18 protein-coding genes and 1 pseudogene are annotated in these 17,096 nt (G+C 53.2%); 10 read left to right on the top strand and 9 right to left on the bottom strand.

Annotated features, from left to right (window positions below; all coding sequences use genetic code 11):
- Positions 1–5: 5 nt before the first annotated feature.
- Positions 6–1,037: a 3-deoxy-7-phosphoheptulonate synthase gene (gene aroF, locus M0646_RS00270; protein WP_286649754.1), complete on the bottom strand. Its 1,032-nt coding sequence runs from the start codon at positions 1,035–1,037 to the stop codon at positions 6–8.
- Positions 1,038–1,081: 44 nt separating this feature from the next.
- Here aroF and M0646_RS00265 point away from each other — a divergent pair, with 44 nt between their 5' ends.
- Positions 1,082–1,225: a hypothetical protein gene (locus M0646_RS00265; protein WP_286649753.1), complete on the top strand. Its 144-nt coding sequence runs from the start codon at positions 1,082–1,084 to the stop codon at positions 1,223–1,225.
- Entirely contained in the window at positions 1,188–1,973 is a 786-nt protein-coding gene (locus M0646_RS00260; RefSeq protein ID WP_286649752.1) for a peptidoglycan recognition family protein, read from the top strand. The genes M0646_RS00265 and M0646_RS00260 overlap by 38 nt, the downstream gene beginning before the upstream one ends.
- On the opposite strand, the gene M0646_RS00255 is transcribed toward M0646_RS00260, so the two are convergent.
- On the bottom strand, positions 1,970–2,842 hold the full coding sequence (locus M0646_RS00255; RefSeq protein ID WP_286626084.1) for an SDR family oxidoreductase: 873 nt from the start codon (positions 2,840–2,842) through the stop codon (positions 1,970–1,972). The two genes, M0646_RS00260 and M0646_RS00255, sit on opposite strands and share 4 nt — an antisense overlap.
- Before the next feature lie 138 nt (positions 2,843–2,980).
- Between M0646_RS00255 and M0646_RS00250 the strand changes: the two genes are divergently transcribed.
- The gene (locus tag M0646_RS00250) at positions 2,981–4,303 is read left to right on the top strand and encodes a TldD/PmbA family protein (protein WP_286626083.1); all 1,323 of its coding nucleotides are present in this window, start codon (positions 2,981–2,983) and stop codon (positions 4,301–4,303) included.
- Between the two features lies 1 nt (position 4,304).
- Here the strand turns inward: M0646_RS00250 and M0646_RS00245 are convergent, their stop codons facing one another.
- From M0646_RS00245 to M0646_RS00225, 5 genes are all read right to left on the bottom strand, one after another.
- Positions 4,305–5,021, bottom strand: a complete 717-nt coding sequence (locus M0646_RS00245) for a heme oxygenase (biliverdin-producing) (protein ID WP_286626082.1) — start codon at positions 5,019–5,021, stop codon at positions 4,305–4,307.
- A 98-nt stretch (positions 5,022–5,119) separates the two neighbouring features.
- Positions 5,120–6,511 carry an argininosuccinate lyase gene (gene argH, locus M0646_RS00240; RefSeq protein WP_286626081.1) on the bottom strand — a complete coding sequence of 464 codons (1,392 nt, stop codon included), beginning with the start codon at positions 6,509–6,511 and terminating at the stop codon, positions 5,120–5,122.
- A 15-nt stretch (positions 6,512–6,526) separates the two neighbouring features.
- The gene (locus M0646_RS00235) at positions 6,527–6,724 is read right to left on the bottom strand and encodes a hypothetical protein (protein WP_225901602.1); all 198 of its coding nucleotides are present in this window, start codon (positions 6,722–6,724) and stop codon (positions 6,527–6,529) included.
- A 27-nt stretch (positions 6,725–6,751) separates the two neighbouring features.
- Entirely contained in the window at positions 6,752–7,792 is a 1,041-nt protein-coding gene (locus tag M0646_RS00230) for a GGDEF domain-containing protein (RefSeq protein WP_286649750.1), read from the bottom strand.
- 144 nt (positions 7,793–7,936) lie between these two features.
- Positions 7,937–8,152 (bottom strand): helix-turn-helix domain-containing protein, encoded by a 216-nt coding sequence (locus M0646_RS00225; RefSeq protein WP_149817070.1) that lies wholly within the window; start codon positions 8,150–8,152, stop codon positions 7,937–7,939.
- A 164-nt stretch (positions 8,153–8,316) separates the two neighbouring features.
- Here M0646_RS00225 and M0646_RS00220 point away from each other — a divergent pair, with 164 nt between their 5' ends.
- From M0646_RS00220 to M0646_RS00205, 4 genes and pseudogenes are all read left to right on the top strand, one after another.
- Positions 8,317–8,682, top strand: a complete 366-nt coding sequence (locus tag M0646_RS00220; protein WP_286649749.1) for a helix-turn-helix domain-containing protein — start codon at positions 8,317–8,319, stop codon at positions 8,680–8,682.
- A gap of 121 nt (positions 8,683–8,803) precedes the next feature.
- On the top strand, positions 8,804–10,012 hold the full coding sequence (gene ispG, locus M0646_RS00215; protein WP_149817066.1) for a (E)-4-hydroxy-3-methylbut-2-enyl-diphosphate synthase: 1,209 nt from the start codon (positions 8,804–8,806) through the stop codon (positions 10,010–10,012).
- 29 nt (positions 10,013–10,041) lie between these two features.
- The gene (locus tag M0646_RS00210) at positions 10,042–10,386 is read left to right on the top strand and encodes a histidine triad nucleotide-binding protein (protein WP_149817064.1); all 345 of its coding nucleotides are present in this window, start codon (positions 10,042–10,044) and stop codon (positions 10,384–10,386) included.
- Positions 10,387–10,598: 212 nt separating this feature from the next.
- Positions 10,599–10,906 (top strand): annotated as a pseudogene (locus tag M0646_RS00205) (ATP-binding cassette domain-containing protein); the annotation flags it as partial.
- Positions 10,907–10,909: 3 nt separating this feature from the next.
- On the opposite strand, the gene M0646_RS00200 reads toward M0646_RS00205, so the two are convergent.
- The gene (locus tag M0646_RS00200; RefSeq protein ID WP_286649748.1) at positions 10,910–12,247 is read right to left on the bottom strand and encodes a MotA/TolQ/ExbB proton channel family protein; all 1,338 of its coding nucleotides are present in this window, start codon (positions 12,245–12,247) and stop codon (positions 10,910–10,912) included.
- A gap of 274 nt (positions 12,248–12,521) precedes the next feature.
- Here M0646_RS00200 and M0646_RS00195 point away from each other — a divergent pair, with 274 nt between their 5' ends.
- Together M0646_RS00195 and M0646_RS00190 are read left to right on the top strand one after the other, a co-directional pair.
- Positions 12,522–15,851 (top strand): tubulin-like doman-containing protein, encoded by a 3,330-nt coding sequence (locus M0646_RS00195; protein WP_286649747.1) that lies wholly within the window; start codon positions 12,522–12,524, stop codon positions 15,849–15,851.
- A 76-nt stretch (positions 15,852–15,927) separates the two neighbouring features.
- Positions 15,928–16,401, top strand: coding sequence for a type IV pilin-like G/H family protein (locus M0646_RS00190; protein ID WP_286649746.1), 474 nt, complete (start codon positions 15,928–15,930; stop codon positions 16,399–16,401).
- Here M0646_RS00190 and M0646_RS00185 read toward each other — a convergent pair.
- Complete coding sequence (locus tag M0646_RS00185) at positions 16,375–16,767, bottom strand: helix-turn-helix transcriptional regulator (protein WP_286626074.1); 393 nt, start codon at positions 16,765–16,767, stop codon at positions 16,375–16,377. The two genes, M0646_RS00190 and M0646_RS00185, sit on opposite strands and share 27 nt — an antisense overlap.
- 117 nt (positions 16,768–16,884) lie before the next feature.
- Between M0646_RS00185 and M0646_RS00180 the strand changes: the two genes are divergently transcribed.
- On the top strand, positions 16,885–17,052 hold the full coding sequence (locus M0646_RS00180) for a metallothionein (protein ID WP_206200560.1): 168 nt from the start codon (positions 16,885–16,887) through the stop codon (positions 17,050–17,052).
- Positions 17,053–17,096: the final 44 nt, after the last annotated feature.

Here is a 17,096-nt window from a genome sequence, read left to right as displayed (position 1 = left end):
GCAGCCTATCGACTGAGACTCACAAGGGGACGTTGCAAGGCCTGCATCAACTCATCAAACTGATCCGGCGTGAGGGATTGGGCACCATCGGAGAGCGCTTTTGCTGGGTTGGGGTGTACCTCAATCATCAGCGCATCGGCGCCTGCGGCCACGGCGGCTTTGGCCATCGGCGGAACAAATTCTGCCCAGCCGGTGCCATGACTGGGGTCAATCATAATCGGCAGATGGGTGAGCTTGCGCAGCACCGGAATCGCTGCTAAATCCAAGGTATTGCGGGTATATTCACGGTCAAAGGTGCGAATGCCCCGTTCACAGAGAATCACATTGGGGTTCCCTGCCGCCAAAATGTACTCCGCCGCCATCAGCCATTCCTCGATGGTGGCAGACATCCCCCGTTTCAGGAGCACAGGTTTGGGCTGGGCACCCACCCGCTTGAGAAGCGAAAAGTTTTGCATATTACGGGCACCAATTTGCAGCACATCGGCTACTTCGGCAATTTTGTCTAGATCCGCTGCGTCCATGACTTCGGTAATGATGCCCAAGCCCGTTTTTTCTTTTGCTGCTGCCAACAGATCAAGGGCACTTTCACCATGGCCTTGGAAGGCATAGGGGGAGGTACGGGGTTTATAGGCGCCACCGCGGAGAAACTTGGCACCCGCCGCTTTCACCCGCTGAGCTGTTTCAAGGATCATCGCTTCATTTTCAACGGAGCAAGGCCCTGCCACCACCACCACATCATGACCTTCGCCGAAAATAACTTCGCCGTTGGGCGTTGGCACCACCACTTCACTGGGTTCACCGTGGCGATACTCGCGACTGGCTCGCTTGAAGGGCTGCTCAACTCGCAGAACGTGTTCAATCCAAGGGCTAATTTCTTGAATTCGCAGGGGATCGAGTTCCGCAGTTTCGCCGACAAGACCAATAACGACTTTGTGCTTGCCCACAATTTTTTCGGGGGTGAGTCCCCAAGTGCGCATCTCAGCGCTGACCCGCTCAATCTCTTCACCGGGGGTGCCACTTTTTAGAACGATAATCATCCGCTTGCTGATCCCAAATTTTCGGCTTAGGGTTTGATTGTATTGTGCCAAATTGGTTCCGTTCTGCCTATGCTGCATCGTTTCCGAGGCCTGCGGTGGATGATTTCGCTGGCGATCGCTACTGTGGTTGTGCTGTCCCTGTGGAGTGTGATGATTGGCTCTATCCCCAGTGGCGATCGCCCCCTTGATTTGAGTCAAGCGGTCTCCATTGATGATCCCCAATTTGATCCGCCAACGGACTCATCGCCCTCACCCCCGCTGCCAGAGAATACCCTGCTGCCTCTACAACGCAGTGATGGCGCCGCCTATGAACGCCTTTTTGCTCAAGTCCGCCAAGTTCATAAACAGTGTTTATTTACGCCCCCTTGGTACAGTGTCCCCATCGACCGCACCAATTTTGGCGATCGCTACCGTACCGATATGCGGGGTCAAGTGGTGACATACCCGCCCCTGATTGTTCTCCATGAAACCGTGGCCTCTGCCCAAGCCACCCTCAACTTTTTCCAAACCCCCCATCCCCGCGATGAAGATCAAGCCAGCTACCATGAATTGATCACCCTGCAGGGGTGGCTGCTGCACTTAGTGCCTTGGTCAAAGCGTGCTTATGGTGCGGGCAACTCTGTCTTTGGCAGGGAAACGGTGCAGACCAATCCTCGCCTTGCCCCTTCGGTGAACAATTTTGCCCTCCACTTTTCCTTGGAAACACCGCCCCAAGGTCGCCACGATCGTCCCCAGCACGCAGGCTATACCGATGCCCAATACCGCGCCTTGGCTTGGCTAGTGTCCCAAACCGGCATTGATCTCCAACGGGTAACCACCCATGCGGCGGTGGATCGCTCTGGGGAGCGCATGGATCCGCGTAGTTTTGACTGGGCAACGTTTAATCGCTATTGGCAGGCCTATCGCGATCGCCCCTGTGGGGATATCCCCAGCTAGAAGTAGCGATCCAAGAAGGTCTCTAGGGATTCAAAGGAAAGTTGGAAATAGGTTTGGGCACGGGCAATTTCACTGGCAGGACAGAGACTTTCATAGGCCAACAGCGTCCGCAGGGTTCCCAGACTGGCCTCAAGATCCCGATTCATCACTCCCAAAAACTGACGAGCGCCGTCAATCACGCCTAGGGGAACCGTCATGACAAAGGGGCGTTTATTGAAAAAGCGACCAAGGCGATCGGCAATCTCCTGGCGGGTTAAAACCTCTGGATGTGCCAAGCTAAAAATGGCCGGTTGGCTGGCTTGACTAGCCATGAGAATACAGCGGGCTAAATCCTCGGGACTGAGCAGTTGCAGGCGGTGCTGGGGATCTCCAAGGACAATGTAAACCCCCGTCTGCTGAAAGCGCTCCGCAAGGGGCAGCAAACTAGACATAAGGGTGGGACAGCGAAAAATGGTGTAGTTGAGGCCACTGCTGATGAGCACCTGCTCGACTTCGTACTTGGCCTTGAGAAAGGGGGACTGCTGGCGATCGCCCGTCACCGCCAAAGGAGAAATCAAGGTTACGTGGCGCACCCCCTGTTCCTGAGCCGCCTGAATCACATCCAACGTGGCACGGTAATCAATGGCCTGAATGGCACGGCTGAGTAACTGACTACCATGGCAGCAAATCACCGCCTCCACGCCCGCCATGGCAGCCTGAATATCGCGGGGCTGTTGCAGATCGCCAATGAAAATCTCGGCACCCCATTCCTTGAGGAGATCGTATTGGCTCGTTAGGCGCACAAAGGCTCGTACGGGTAGCCCCAACGTGATACAGCGGCGCACCACCCGCAAACCCAATTGTCCTGTGGCACCCGTGACCAGATACATGAAGCGGAACTATTAAGGGATTCTTGTCTCAGCGTGCCCTAGGCAGAGCCACAATGCAAGACTCTTGAAGGATATGCAGGGGGGAATGCGCTAACCTAAGGAATACCCTTGAGAATCTTCACAACAACTCTGCACCGCATGACCCTTGACTTTTCTGCTGCTCAGCACCTGAGCCATGAGCTGTTTGCTGCCCTGAAACCGACAGAGGCGCTTTTCGTTGAAATTGCCAGTGAATCTAGCCAGTTTATCCGCTTCAATCGGGCGCGGGTGCGGCAAATTGGCACCGTAGAAGATACGGTGGTGACCCTGCGGTTGCAATCGCAGCAACGGACGGCTAGCACCTCGTTTCCCTATACGGGAACGGCAGATCTAGCGGCTGCCCTAGATCACTTGGCGCAATTGCGTTCCGAAACCGTGCAACTTCCTCTGGATCCTTACCTTGTGCCACCAACGGATACCGGTTCCATTCAGGATACCTACCTTGGTCGCTTACCTGATCCTGAGGCCGTCGTAGAAACGATTCTGACACCTGTCCAGGGCCTTGATTTTGTCGGCATTTACAGTGGCGGCACGATCGCGCGTGGCAGCTTTAACTCCGCTGGACAGGAACACTGGTTTGCCACAGAAACCTTTTGCTTGGACTACTCCCTCTTTACGGCGGCGGGTAAGGCGGTGAAAAATAGCTACGCCAGTACCCATTGGGACACTGCCACTTATCAAGCCCAAATTGAGGGCGATCGCCAGCAACTAGCACGATTAGAACAGCCTCCCCGTCAGTTAGCAGCGGGACGCTATCGCACCTACTTTGCCCCAGCAGCGGTGGCTGAACTGGTGGGCATGCTCTCTTGGGGAGCAGTCAGTGAGGCGGCCTATCGTCAAGGCGGCAGTGCCCTCGCCAAATTACGGGAAGGGGCAACCCTCTCTCCCCTCTTTAGTTTGCAGGAGGACTTTACCACAGGAACGGTGCCCCGCTTTAATGCCGATGGCGATATTGCGCCCCCTTGCTTGTCTTTGATTGATCGCGGGAAATTGCAAACGTTACTCATTAGTCGGCGCACCGCTCAAGAATACAACCTCGTGGCCAATGGTGCCAACCGCCAAGAAACCCTGCGATCGCCCCTCCTCTTGCCGGGCACGCTACCAGAGCAGGAGGTGCTGGCTGCCCTCGATACGGGTCTCTATGTGGGCAATTTACACTACCTCAACTGGAGCGATCGCCCCAATGGCCGCATGACCGGCATGACCCGCTATGCCTGCTTTTGGGTAGAGCAGGGCAAAATTGTTGCACCCATTACAGACCTGCGCTTTGATGACAGTCTCTATGAGTTTTGGGGAGACAACCTCGAAGCCCTGACGGACACCCCCGTTTGGGTTGCCAACACCGACACCTATGAACGTCGTTCCCTTGGGGGTATGACTGTGCCGGGGATGCTGGTCAAGGCCTTTAACTTTACGCTCTAGGCTACTCGGCAGTGGCCAACTCGGTGCTGCCGCGCTGTTTGCGACGGGTGAGGGTATTAAAGAGCAACTGGCCAATGGCTCTGATGAGGTTGCCCTCCAGTTCTTGGAAGATCTTCATATTCATCCCAAAGGCGGCATTGGCCTCATCCACAATCTGCTGCGCCGTTGCTTCATCTACGGCCAGCTCATCCAAGCGTTGGCGATAGAGTTGCTTAAAGGCCTTTTCGTCACTAATGGCCTCAAAGCGATAAAACGCCGTACCTTCGCCATCTTGGAGATTCATGGCACGCTCAGCAATCCCCTTGAGGATTTGGCCGCCGGAAAGATCGCCAAGGTAACGGGTGTAGGAGTGCGCCACCAACAGTTCGGGGGCAGTATTGGCCACTTCGTGGATGCGGGCAACATAGGCTTGAGTCGCGGGCGAGGGGGTAATTTCTTCCCGCCAATTGGAACCAAAGTAGTAGGTGAGATCTCGCTCAAGGCTGTTTTTGCGGTTCAGCTCCGGAAAGTAAATCTTGCCCACAATGGGATGGTCCTTGAGCCGTTCCATCTCCTGTTCCATAGCACTGTAAACGTGATAGAGGCTGGCAACGAGTTTGCGGTAGGAGCTTTTTTCCACGGTGCCTTTGAGGAAGCAACGCACAAAGCCAACGTTCTCGGCCATGGTGTGAGCTTTTTTGGTGCCTTCGCGCAATTTCGTCGCTAGAGACGTCGTCATCACGAGATCCTTCTTAAAAATTTGCAACGTTTTGTTTCTAAAAGCGACCGTAAGTACAGTCTATTTCTCAGGCTAAGGGCAAATGACACCATTTTTCATTAAAAATCATTAAGGCGATCGCGGGCAGCAGCAAGGGCTTGGCGCACCTGATCAAACCCTGTGCCCCCATAGCTATTGCGGGCAGCCACCACCTGTCGCGGTGCAATGCGTTCATAAATATCCGCTGCAAAGGCGGGGTGTAGGGCTTGCCATTCTTCAAGGCTGAGGTCTTTGAGGAATTTCCCTTGAGCAAGACAGGTTTTCACCACCTGCCCCACCAAGTTATAGGCCTCACGGAAGGGCACCCCCTTACTGGCCAAGTAATCGGCGACATCCGTGGCATTGGCAAAATCACTCTCCACCGCCGCCGCCAAGCGTTGCGGTTGAAACACCACCCCCTCCGCCATCAGGATCGTCATTGCCTCTAGGCAGGCACGGACGGTATCCACAGCATCAAAAAGCGCCTCTTTATCCTCTTGCAAGTCTTTGTTGTAGGCCAAGGGCAGCCCCTTCATAATCACCAAGAGGGCTTGCAAATGGCCAAACACCCGTCCTGTTTTGCCCCGCACCAGCTCCGGCACATCGGGATTTTTCTTTTGGGGCATGATGCTAGAACCCGTGGCACAGGTGTCGGTGAGCTTGACAAAGGCAAATTCCTCAGAGGCCCACAGAATAATCTCCTCCGAGAGCCGCGATAGATGCACCATGATCAAGCTAGCGGCACAGAGAAATTCAATGGCAAAATCGCGATCGCTGACGGCATCGAGGCTATTGCGATAGGGTTCGCGAAAACCCAACAATGCTGCTGTGTAGTGGCGATCGATGGGAAACGTTGTGCCCGCCAGTGCCCCAGCTCCTAAGGGAGAGACATTCACCCGCTCACGAATTTGCCGCAGTCGCTCGCTGTCGCGCTCGGCCATTTCCACATAGGCCAGCAGATGGTGAGCCAAGCTCAGGGGTTGTGCCCGTTGCAGGTGAGTGTAGCCGGGAATCAAGGTTTCAATGTGGGACTCTGCGAGATCCAGAAGTGTGCGCTGCCACTGTCGCAGTTGTCGAAGAATATGGTCAATTTCTGAGCGCAGGTAAAGGCGAATATCGGTGCCCACCTGATCGTTGCGCGATCGCGCCGTATGCAGTTTCTTACCCACCTCCCCCACCAGTTCTGTGAGGCGGCGTTCAACGGCAAAGTGCACATCCTCCGCTTCAATACCGGGGGTAAACTGGCCATCTCGATATTCTTGGCGAATTTGCTCTAGGCCTTGAATCAGTGTTTCTGCTTCCTCAGGGGAAATAATCCCCGTTTTTGCCAGCATGCGGGCATGGGCCTGGGAGCCGGTGAGGTCGTATTCAATGAGGCGAATGTCAAAACCAATACTGGCATTAAAGCGGGCGATCGCCGGGTGGAGGGCTTGTTCAAAGCGCTGGCTCCAAGGCTGAGGTTGGGCAGTCACAGGCGATTCTCAGGGCTAAAAATTCAGGAGCTTGCCAAAGATCCAGCCAATGGCCAGACCAATGATCAGTGCCCACAGTTGACCCGAATCGACAAAGTTTGCCCACGCCTTAGAAACGTCTTCCCCCAACGTGTCTTTGAATTTTTGTGCCACGATAATTTGCGGCTCAATCGTCATTTGGCTGGCAATAAAGTAGTTCGGTGCAGTATTCATAGCCATTGGCGGAAACGCAACTCAAGTTTATCCTAGCGGAGGCGGGGGCGATCGCCAACCAGTATCGCAGCACTGAGAATTAGAAGACACATTTTGTGACCACTCAAGCAGAATACAGCGATCGCGCCCCTGTTGCTTGGCCTGATAAAGGGCGGCATCAGCAATGGCAAAAATCTCCGTTAAGGTGCCCTCACTTGCCTTGGCAGGAACAAAGCATAACCCAGCACTGACGGTTATGTAGGGATGGTGCGCCCTCTCCCCTTGGGGGATTTTCATCTCTCGAACATGATGGAGTATTCGTTCAACAATGTGTAGAGCCGTATCAGCAGAAACATGGGAGAGCACAAGGGCAAACTCCTCACCGCCGTAGCGAGCAATGATATCGTTGGAGCGCAGATGGGCTTTAAGGGTTTGAGCCACCTGTTGCAGCACGCGATCGCCCGCTAAGTGACCCCAACAATCGTTATAGGCCTTGAAATCATCAACATCAATTAACGCTAGTGTCAAGGCATGGCTTTGGACTTGTGCCTCCTGCCAAAGACGATTCAACGCTGCATCCAGAAAACGACGATTACCTAACCCCGTTAAGGGATCCCGTTCTGCAAGGATCTGTAAATGCTGTTTTTCTTGCTCTAGGGTTTGTTGGCGTTGTTGCAATTCCCTCACAAGGACGATTTGCTGAGCCAGTTCGGCCTGTAGTTGTTGCAACTGGGCAGCGAGTAACTGCTGATTGTGGCAAAAGCTAGGAACAATCCGCGTCAAAATCGCAGGTTCATCATCCAGATTGACGCCAATGCCTTCAATAACCCACTGATCCGTTTCAGGCTTGGGAATCGGAAAATGGGCAGCCAACATCTGGGCATTGCTTTGACAGAGCTTTAACCATGCCTCTACCTGATCTTGCGATTGTTGGAGCAGCGCTGCGAGGGATTTACCAATTAAGGCTTCTGCATCCTGTTGCCAAAAGAGCGAGGCACCATCGTTGATTGCTAGAATTTCACCGCTACTATTCACGATCGCGATCGGCTCAGGGAAAAGGCAAATATATTCAGCAAGTGTCCCCCTCATTTGTTTCGTTTGAGCCTATCAAAGGAATGGTTGTACTAATAAGAAATATTTCAGGAATACACCGAAAAATTAAAAGTTAGTTGTCAAAGTAAAATTTTTCTAATTGTTAGGCTATACTAAAAGATAGATAATTAGAGAGAAAAATTAATCCGAGGGGGATTGACAACTATAGTAATCAGGGAAAACAACGTAAAGAGGCTTTTCAAGAATCGTTGCTATTTCCTTCTCAATCATTGCCGAGCGGGAGCGGCCACGAATCACTGCCGATACACAGTGACGGGAAACCCCTAGCTTTTGGCCAATTTTGGCGCCATTCCAGCCCCGTTTTCGCAATTCTGCCTTAATGTCCTCAGGATGCATAGTGCTGTTATCAATCTGTGCCCAACAATTCAATGTTAATTGCGGGCAATAAGGTTGTCAAGCGACAACTTTTGACAAGGTAGTGGGGGTATTCATTGATGAGGTTGACATGTAAAGTTATTGAAAGACGCAGTGCCCTTTCCAAGGGTCTATTTAGGTTCCGCATGGTTAGTCCACTCTCTCGAAAACAACTCTCTAGGCTGCTACGCCAAAAACGGGGGATACGCAGTCAACGTACCTTTGCCGCCGAGCTGGGAATCTCCTATACCTGCTTGCAAAAATGGGAAAATATGGCCTCATTTCCAAATACTGAAAATCTATTAAAGTTGTGTCGTGTTTTTGGCTTTGAGGATTTAGAAAGTTTTATCGCCTACCTCAACCAAACGGATGTCACCAACCGCGAAGAAGAACAACTGGTGACTGAGATTCTTGCCAAATTGCGTCACTTACCTCCGGCGACAGCAGTTCGGGTGCTAGAAACAGCGTTAGGGTTGTTAAAGGCTGCTGCTAACAATGAAGGGGACATTTGAGTATTTTTTAGGTTCCAAAAGAATTATAGCAAATCTCTTGGGGGGCGATCGCCTGCCGCAGCTTGCCGCTTCTATGGCATCCTGAAAGGGAGAAGTTGCGCAATTTGGCCACTTACATCCTATGCAAACGCTGCCGAGTCCTGTTCAAGCTACTCCGACAGAAACCGCCATTGTCCGTCGCAAAACCCGTCCTGTGCCCGTTGGCTCTGTCATCATTGGGGGCGGTCATCCTGTGGCGGTGCAATCGATGATCAATGAAGACACGCTAGATATTGAAGGCTCAGTAGCCGCCATTCGTCGTCTCCATGAAATTGGCTGTGAAATTGTGCGGGTGACAGTGCCTAGCCTTGCCCATGCTAAAGCCATGGAAGAGATTCGCGATCGCCTCTACAAAACCTACAAACCTGTGCCCTTGGTTGCCGATGTCCACCACAACGGCATGAAAATTGCCCTCGAAGTCGCCAAGTATGTGGACAATGTACGCATCAATCCGGGGCTATACGTCTTTGAGAAACCCAAGCCCGATCGCACTGAATACACCCAAGCCGAGTTTGAGGAAATTGGTGCCAAAATTCGCGAAACCCTTGAGCCACTGGTGATCTCGCTGCGGGATCAGGGCAAATCCATGCGCATTGGCGTCAATCACGGTTCTCTTGCTGAGCGGATGCTCTTTACGTATGGGGACACCCCAGAAGGCATGGTGGAATCGGCTCTAGAATTTATCCGCATCTGCGAGTCTTTGAATTTCTACAATCTTGAAATTTCCCTCAAGGCCTCACGGGTACCCGTGATGATTGCCGCCAACCGCCTTATGGTCAAGCGCATGGACGAACTGGGCATGGACTACCCCCTCCACTTGGGAGTCACTGAAGCCGGCGATGGCGAGTATGGCCGCATCAAATCCACTGCTGGCATTGCCACCCTCCTTGCCGAAGGTATTGGCGATACGATTCGTGTCTCCCTCACCGAAGCCCCCGAAAAAGAAATTCCTGTCTGCTACGGCATTTTACAAGCCTTGGGTCTGCGGCGAACCATGGTGGAGTATGTGGCCTGTCCCTCCTGTGGGCGCACGCTCTTTAACCTTGAGGAAGTCCTGCACAAAGTCCGCGAAGCCACCAAACACCTCACGGGTCTGAATATTGCTGTCATGGGCTGCATTGTCAATGGGCCAGGGGAAATGGCCGACGCCGACTATGGCTATGTGGGCAAACAACCTGGCTACATCTCGCTCTATCGCGGTCGTGAGGAAGTGAAAAAGGTGCCGGAATCTGAAGGGGTGGCTGCCCTTGTGGAATTAATCAAAGCCGATGGCCGCTGGGTGGATCCCTAAACCATTAGACCTCTGTGAGGAGTGAAACCATGACCACGGAAACCATTTTTAGCCGCATCATTCGCCGCGAGATTCCAGCGGATATTGTTCACGAGGATGAGCTGTGTCTGGCCTTTCGTGACATCAACCCCCAAGCCCCCGTGCATATTCTGGTCATCCCCAAAAAGCCGATTCCCCAACTCAGCTTGGCAGAACCGGAAGATCACCGTGTGCTGGGGCACCTGCTGCTGACGGCGAAACGCATTGCTGAGGCAGAGGGTTTAACCAATGGCTATCGGATTGTCATTAACAATGGCCCCGATGGCGGTCAAACCGTCTATCATCTGCACCTGCACCTGTTGGGCGGGCGAGCCATGCAGTGGCCACCGGGTTGAAGTTGCGTAGCAGTCAATACACTTTTTTACAAAAGGTAATTAGCCGTGGGGAGCGATCGCTGAAACCTTGTAGCCTAGGATACAGTTTGCGCCAATAACGTCCTCTGAACCTATGGGGGATTATTGCTTATTACGAGACAGCAAGCCCCCACTGCTCAACAATTTGGACTCGGACGACCGAAATTTTTGGTGTATGGCTCAGGTTCCACCCCATGGGCGGAGATCTCAGCGGCGGGCAGCAGCAACAGTTGGCGATCGCCCGCGCCCTAATGGGCGAACCCAAGCTTCTCCTATTGGATGAACCCACCGAGGGAATTCAACCCTCGATTATCTTTGAGATTGAGGCGGCAGTTCGTCGCATTATTGCCGTCCGAGGCATTTCTGTCCTCCTAGTGGAGCAGCACCTCCACTTTGTCCGTGAGGCAGACTGGTACTATGCCATGCAAAAGGGGGCATTGTTGCCTCTGGCCCCACCCGTGATCTCAGTCAAGAGGTGATTCAGCGGTTCCTCGCGGTCTAACCTCTAAATCGGGCGATCGCCCCCATCCAAGGAACTCGGCTGCTCCACTAGCGTTACCCGTCGAGGTTGTGCCAGTTGCCGTAGCACCGGTTGCAGATTCCCCAGCGTGTGGTTGAGGCTATCGAGGAGCAGTTGCAGATTACCCGTATCGGCGAGGGCTTGCAGGGCTTGGTTGAGGGTTTCTAACAGTTGTAACCGCTGTTGCAGGGTGCGATCGCTCTCGGCCAAGAGTTGAGCAATGTACTGACTCTGTTGCCGCAGTTCTTGGGCAATGGCGGTCTGTTCCCGATTGACGTGCGCCAGTAGTTCCCCTTGGCTGTGCTGAATCTGGGTCACGAGGCGCTCAAACTGCTCAATGGACTGTTGCTGGCGCTCCTCCAGTGTGGCCACAAATTGCTGCCGATCCCTGACCACGGCACGGGCCAGTTGATTTAAGTTGTCCAAGAGTTGTTGCAGCCGTTCCTGCGTGGGCAGCTCCGTGCGAATTGTTTCCTGAATCACTTCTTGGAGAGTGTTGCGATCTACCCCTGCGGACGTATGCGTAACGGGGAGGCGAGGCAGCAGTTGATCGTTAATGTAGGTGTCAATTTGCAGCAGCAGCTTATTCTCCCAGCGTTCAACGATCACCATCGGAATCATCACCAGCACACTCAGCACTAAGGCCACGAGGGTCGTATCAAAGGCCACTGCTAGCCCCGTCGTTACACCGCCAATCCCCTCCTTGATTTGGTTCACGTCCTGAGCCGTCTCCAAAAAGCTGGAAAAGCCACTGACCGCTTGGCTAATGCCCACAACCGTACCAATAAAGCCCAGCAGGGGAATCGCCCACACGAGGACACGGGGAATTGTATAGGAGGCATCGGTGGCGGCTGCGGCACTGCCACTCTCTTCTGCGGCGGCTTCAACAGCAATCTCTCGCTGGCCACTGCTGAGAAACGCGCCTAAAACACGGGCACAGCGATTGGGCAGCAGCGTCCGCCGTTGGGCAAGGGTTTGCTGCAGTTGCAAAATATCCCGCATCGAGGTGAAGGGGTAGTTGGCGGGAATCCAGATTTGCCGCAGGCTGGGTGCTTGTTGAACGAGGGCGATCGCCTTCAAAATCGTAAACACCAAAACTGTCCACGCAAAAAAGACAGCCACGGGTTGCGTCCAGCCACGATTGAGGAGCAGTTGGCCAAGGTAGGTGCCCTGAAGGGGCAAAAAGAAAATGTAAAGGATCACCGTAGCAACGGCAGCGATCGCCAGCGCTAACCACAGCGGCACAGTCAGATCCCGGCGGGGTACCGCCACCGGTGTTAGGGAAGGGGCAGTTGTTGTCGAAACGGAAGAAGAAGCTGTCATGACAATACTCAGGGCGCAAACATTTTTCAATCTATCGTGAAGGCGCCTCAAATTTTGGCAACTGCTGCTGCTCCCTGCTGCCGATCGGGGAATGAACCAGCCCCGAAATCCACAGGGTACTGCCGTGAGAGGATTCGCACCAGTTCCCAGTCAATGAGTCTCCTACTACCACGGTCCTCTGCTCTCCTGAGGGATGGTATTCATGGACAGGCCACTCCAGACTTGGCGGACATCCTTGCTAGGATGGGGATGACTGGTCACGGAGACGGGAATCATGCCTGCACAGGTGGAGGAAAAGTCGATTGTTCCGACAGTAATTGTTGGCGTGGGAGGTACAGGCATTGAGGTGCTATCGCGGGTGCGGCGACTGGTGGAAGAAACCTACGGCAGCCTGAAGCAGTTTCCCGTGATTAGCTTCCTCGCCATTGACACCGATCGCGACTACAAAGTGACCAATCCCCTCGCCGCTGGCTCTCCCCTCAAGGACAACGAAAAGCACTGGGCCAGTGTCAGTGGCAAAAACGTGCAGCAAATCATTCAAAACCTCGACAACTACCCGTGGATTGCCTCTTGGTTTCCCAAGGAACTGGAGCGCAACATTACCGCCCTAGAGGCTGGGGCAGGTCAAATCCGTGCCTGTGGTCGGTTTGCCTTCTTTTGCAACTACCATGCGATTCAACAAAAGTTCCAAGCGGCCAGCGATCGCGTTAAAGGCCACGAAAGTTATATGCAAAGCCGCTATGGCCTCAAGGTCAACAATAGTAGCCTCAATGTCTTTATTACAGGTTCCCTCTCTGGGGGCACCGGTAGCGGTATGCTCATTGACTTGGGCTATTGTGTGCGCCATTGGCTCAAGGGGCAGTCGAGTCCTCTCGTCACGGCAATTGTGCCCATGCCCAATGCCTTTGCAGCCATTAGTGTCGGCGATCGCGTGCTGGCCAATGGCTATGCCGCCCTCATGGAACTCAGTTACTTTGCCGACTACCGCACCGAGTACGTGGCGCAATTTAGTAGCAGCCTCAGCGACGAAGTGCGCTACAACTGTCCTCCCTTTGACTTTACCTACCTCGTGGGCACTAAAAATGGCGAGAATGAATTCAAGCTCGATGAGATCCGTGAGATGATTGCCCAAAATATCTTTTTGGATCTCACTTCTGACTTTGCGCCCCACAAACGCTCGATTCGCGACAACATTAAGGCGGCTTGGGCCTCTCAGGATGCCGGGGGGCGGGGCTATCCCAAGAGCTTTATGGCCTTTGGCCTCTCCAGTGTCGAAATTCCCATTGCCCAAATTCGCGCCTCCTTGACCTATCGCCTTTGCCAAGACTTTATTCACTGGTGGCTGAACGAATCGGTGCAATTGCCACCCCAGCTTTTAGAGGTGACCCAGAGTCTCCTGAAACCCATGAACTTGCTGGATGTGGATTTGGTACTGGCCTTAGCAGCAGCGGGCGATCGCCCCTACATGCAGGAAATTTCCCGCTGGGTGAATGATCTACGCAATCAAATTAGCCGTGAAAACCGCCTTGAATGTACCCAACAGGGGGTAGGGGGCATGATTGGTGCCGAAAGAGGCAAAATTTTGCAATTTGTGCCTTGGCTGAGTGAACAGGTGGACAATTACCGTGCTGCCCACTTGCGCGAACTTAGCCCCGATGAGCGTCTCCACGGTGACTTTTTGCAGCGCATGTACGACAACCGCAATCAAATTATCCAGCAGGCTCGCCAAAGTCTTGAGGAGGAGTTCTACCGCATTGTTGAAGATCGCAATCGCGGACCCAAGTTTGCCAATGCCTTTCTGCTGCAAATTCGCCAAATTTTTGTCAGTCAGAAGGAAAAATATGACCGCGAAATTCAGCAAACTTGGCAACCCAATATCACCAATCGTCAGCGGCAATACGAAAATGCCCTGCAGGATATCCAGCACTTTAGCACTCTCTTTGGCATCTCCAAGCAAGCGAAAATGGAGGAATTCTGCCAGCAGGCTCTAGAAGGCATTGAGGGCAGTTTCAATGCCATCATTCAAGCTAAAGCCCGCTTTCTGGCCAAGGAGGTGATGGACAAACTAGAGGAATGGCTGCAAGGGATGGAGGCACGTCTTGCCAAGCTCAACCAGCGGCTCCTCAATTTACGGGATAGTTTCAAGGCGATGGCCGATAGTCAAGCGGATAGTGCCGATGCCCTGCGAATCAATGGGGTGAAGCTTTACGATCGCCAAGAACTCAATGGCCTCTATCAAGACTTGGTGGAACGCTATGCGGGTGCCAATACCGGGGTGCAGTCCACATTTGCCATTGGTCTAAACCAACTCTGTACCACAACGGCAGCAACGGTGTTGCAGGAGGCGAGTCCCCTCTGGAAGGAAACCCGCGCCGCCAATGAAGTGATGCGCCTATTGGATTTGGCACAACTAGCGGATGTCCAAGAAAGTGACCTGCGGGAGATTATCCAAGAAACCGTACGGCGCACCGTGCAAAATGCCCCAGAAGAGAGCCGCCTTGTGCGGGATCTCACCGCCTGCGATCGCCTGTTGCAGTTCTATCGCAATGATGAAGCGGAGATCCTCAATGCCCTGCGCATGGCTTACCAAAAATCAAAGCCACTGCTATTGCTCTCCCAAGCGGTCATGAGTGGTCGTGATGCTGGCTTTACTCCTTCAGTGAATACCAATATCGCCATTGTTGGCGGTGAAAATACTACCGATTTGGCTGCCAAAAAACTGATTCCCCTGCTCAAGAACCTCGTCAAACCGAATGGCCAGAGCATTACCAGTGATGACATTAAGCCCTTGGGCGATCGCGAACGCCACCGCATTGTCTTTGTCCAAGAGATGGGGGGCTTTTCCCTACGCTGTATTGAGGGCATGCCCGAACTGCGCCAGTCCTACCAAGATTGGCGAGGCCAAATGATTACCGCCAAACGCGCCCGCCTGCGGGGAGAAAACCGCGATTTGCCCATCCCCGTACATCTGCAAAAGGATCCCCCCTTCTGGGATGTCTTTCCAGAAAACCCCCAAATTCTAAAACTGGTGGTGATTGCTCGCGCCCTTGATGTCCTCAAACAAGCAGAAAACCGCGCCACCCGCGAAGCCACCATCCGCTACACCCGCCATACCGCCGTTGGTCTTGAAGATGTGGACATTGCCGCCAACTGGGAGGAGGTGACCCAAGTCCTAGAGGTGTTGGCCTGCCGTCCCGACTTAGAGGAAATTCAGCGCCAAGTGACCGTTATTCTCAAAGCAGCCGAAACCCCAGAACAAAAGCAAGCCCTCTATGAGCATCTACTGAACTACTTGAAGCGACGCGAGGAAGAACTCCACAAAGCTGGGGGACGCGACAGCCTTGAATATAAGCGAGAAGCCGCCATTCTCCAAGAGGTGATCCAAACCTATCAATTGGCTCAAGGCACACCAGCCCCTAGCCCCACACCAACGTTCCCTGCTCCTGAACCACCTCCATCCCAACCCGAACCAACACCTGAAACCAGTGCTTCGGCGAGTTCCTCTGGCTTAGAGCAACTGCAACAACTGATGACCATGTATCAGCAGGGACTACTCTCAGAAGCGGAGTTCCAAGCGGCCAAGAAAAAACTACTGGGGCTATAGGGGAGCTGCCTGTAATTTTACAGAGACCCGTGGGAACACTTGAGAGTGAAGACGAGTCTAACCCGAGAGCTGCCCTATGTCTCCTTACCGTCTTAATTTGCCTTGGTTCTACCGATCGCTCATCCTCTCGAAAGGCTTTACCCTGATTGAACTGCTCGTCGTTGTCATTATTATTGCGATTTTGGCCGCGATCGCCCTCCCCTCCATGTTAAATCAGGCTACAAAAGCCCGCGAATCCCAAGCCAAAACAAACGTTGGTGCGGTCAACCGTGCGCAACAGGCCTACCGTTTGGCCAATCCCACATTCACCACTGACATTGCAAGTTTACAAATCGGCTTTAGTGATACGCCCGACTATAATTACGCAATCACCGCTGCGAATAGTAACTATGCTGAATTCCAAGCCACCCCTGAGCGTTCAGAATTGAAAGCATTTACGGGCTGCACCTATGCTACGTTTACAACACTAACCACAACCCAAATTTTAGAAGCTGCCCCCGCTGGTTCAGGAATTGCCTCACCCTCATCTTGCCCCGTTCCCACTCCCTGAAGTGTCTGATGCGTCTTCATCTAAGTGTTCTGCGACCGCCTCATAAAGAGCGAGGACATGGTGATCTAGCAATTGATAAAAGATATGCCGCCCTTGGCGACGAAACTTGACCAGTCGCATGGCCTTAAGCATCCGCAATTGGTGGGAGACGGCAGACTCGCTCATTTCCAGTGCCACGGCAATATCGCCAACACAAAACTCCCCTTGGGCGAGCAAGGCTACAATCCGCAGTCGGTTGGCATCGGCTAGCAGGCCAAAAAATTGCGCCATCCGTTGGGCTTTTTCTGTAGAGAGCAGGCGATCGCTGGCTCGTGCCAAAGCCTCTGGATGATGAGGATGAGAAGGAGCAAAAATTTTAGTATTCATACTTCCATCATAGGCGTTGATCAGGTGCTAACTAATTGACGTTTGAACAACTGTTCAGATATATTAAAGGAGAGGTGAAGCATACCTCCCTTGTGTCACCCATTTGGAGAAAAAGCCATGACAACCGTTACCCAAATGAAATGTGCCTGCCCCCACTGCCTCTGCATTGTCTCCCTCAGCGAGGCCATCATGGTTGAGGGCAAACCCTACTGCTCCGAAGCCTGTGCCAACGGTACCTGCAAAGAAAGCGGTGGCTGTGGCCATACAGGCTGTGGCTGTAGCTAAGGTTCGCAATTTTTAGCTGAATGGGCGGGGAACTCCGCCCTTTG

The sequence above is a fragment of the Thermosynechococcus sp. B3 genome (assembly GCF_030323045.1).
GTDB lineage: Bacteria > Cyanobacteriota > Cyanobacteriia > Thermosynechococcales > Thermosynechococcaceae > Thermosynechococcus.
This window is presented reverse-complemented; position numbering and strand designations above follow the sequence as displayed.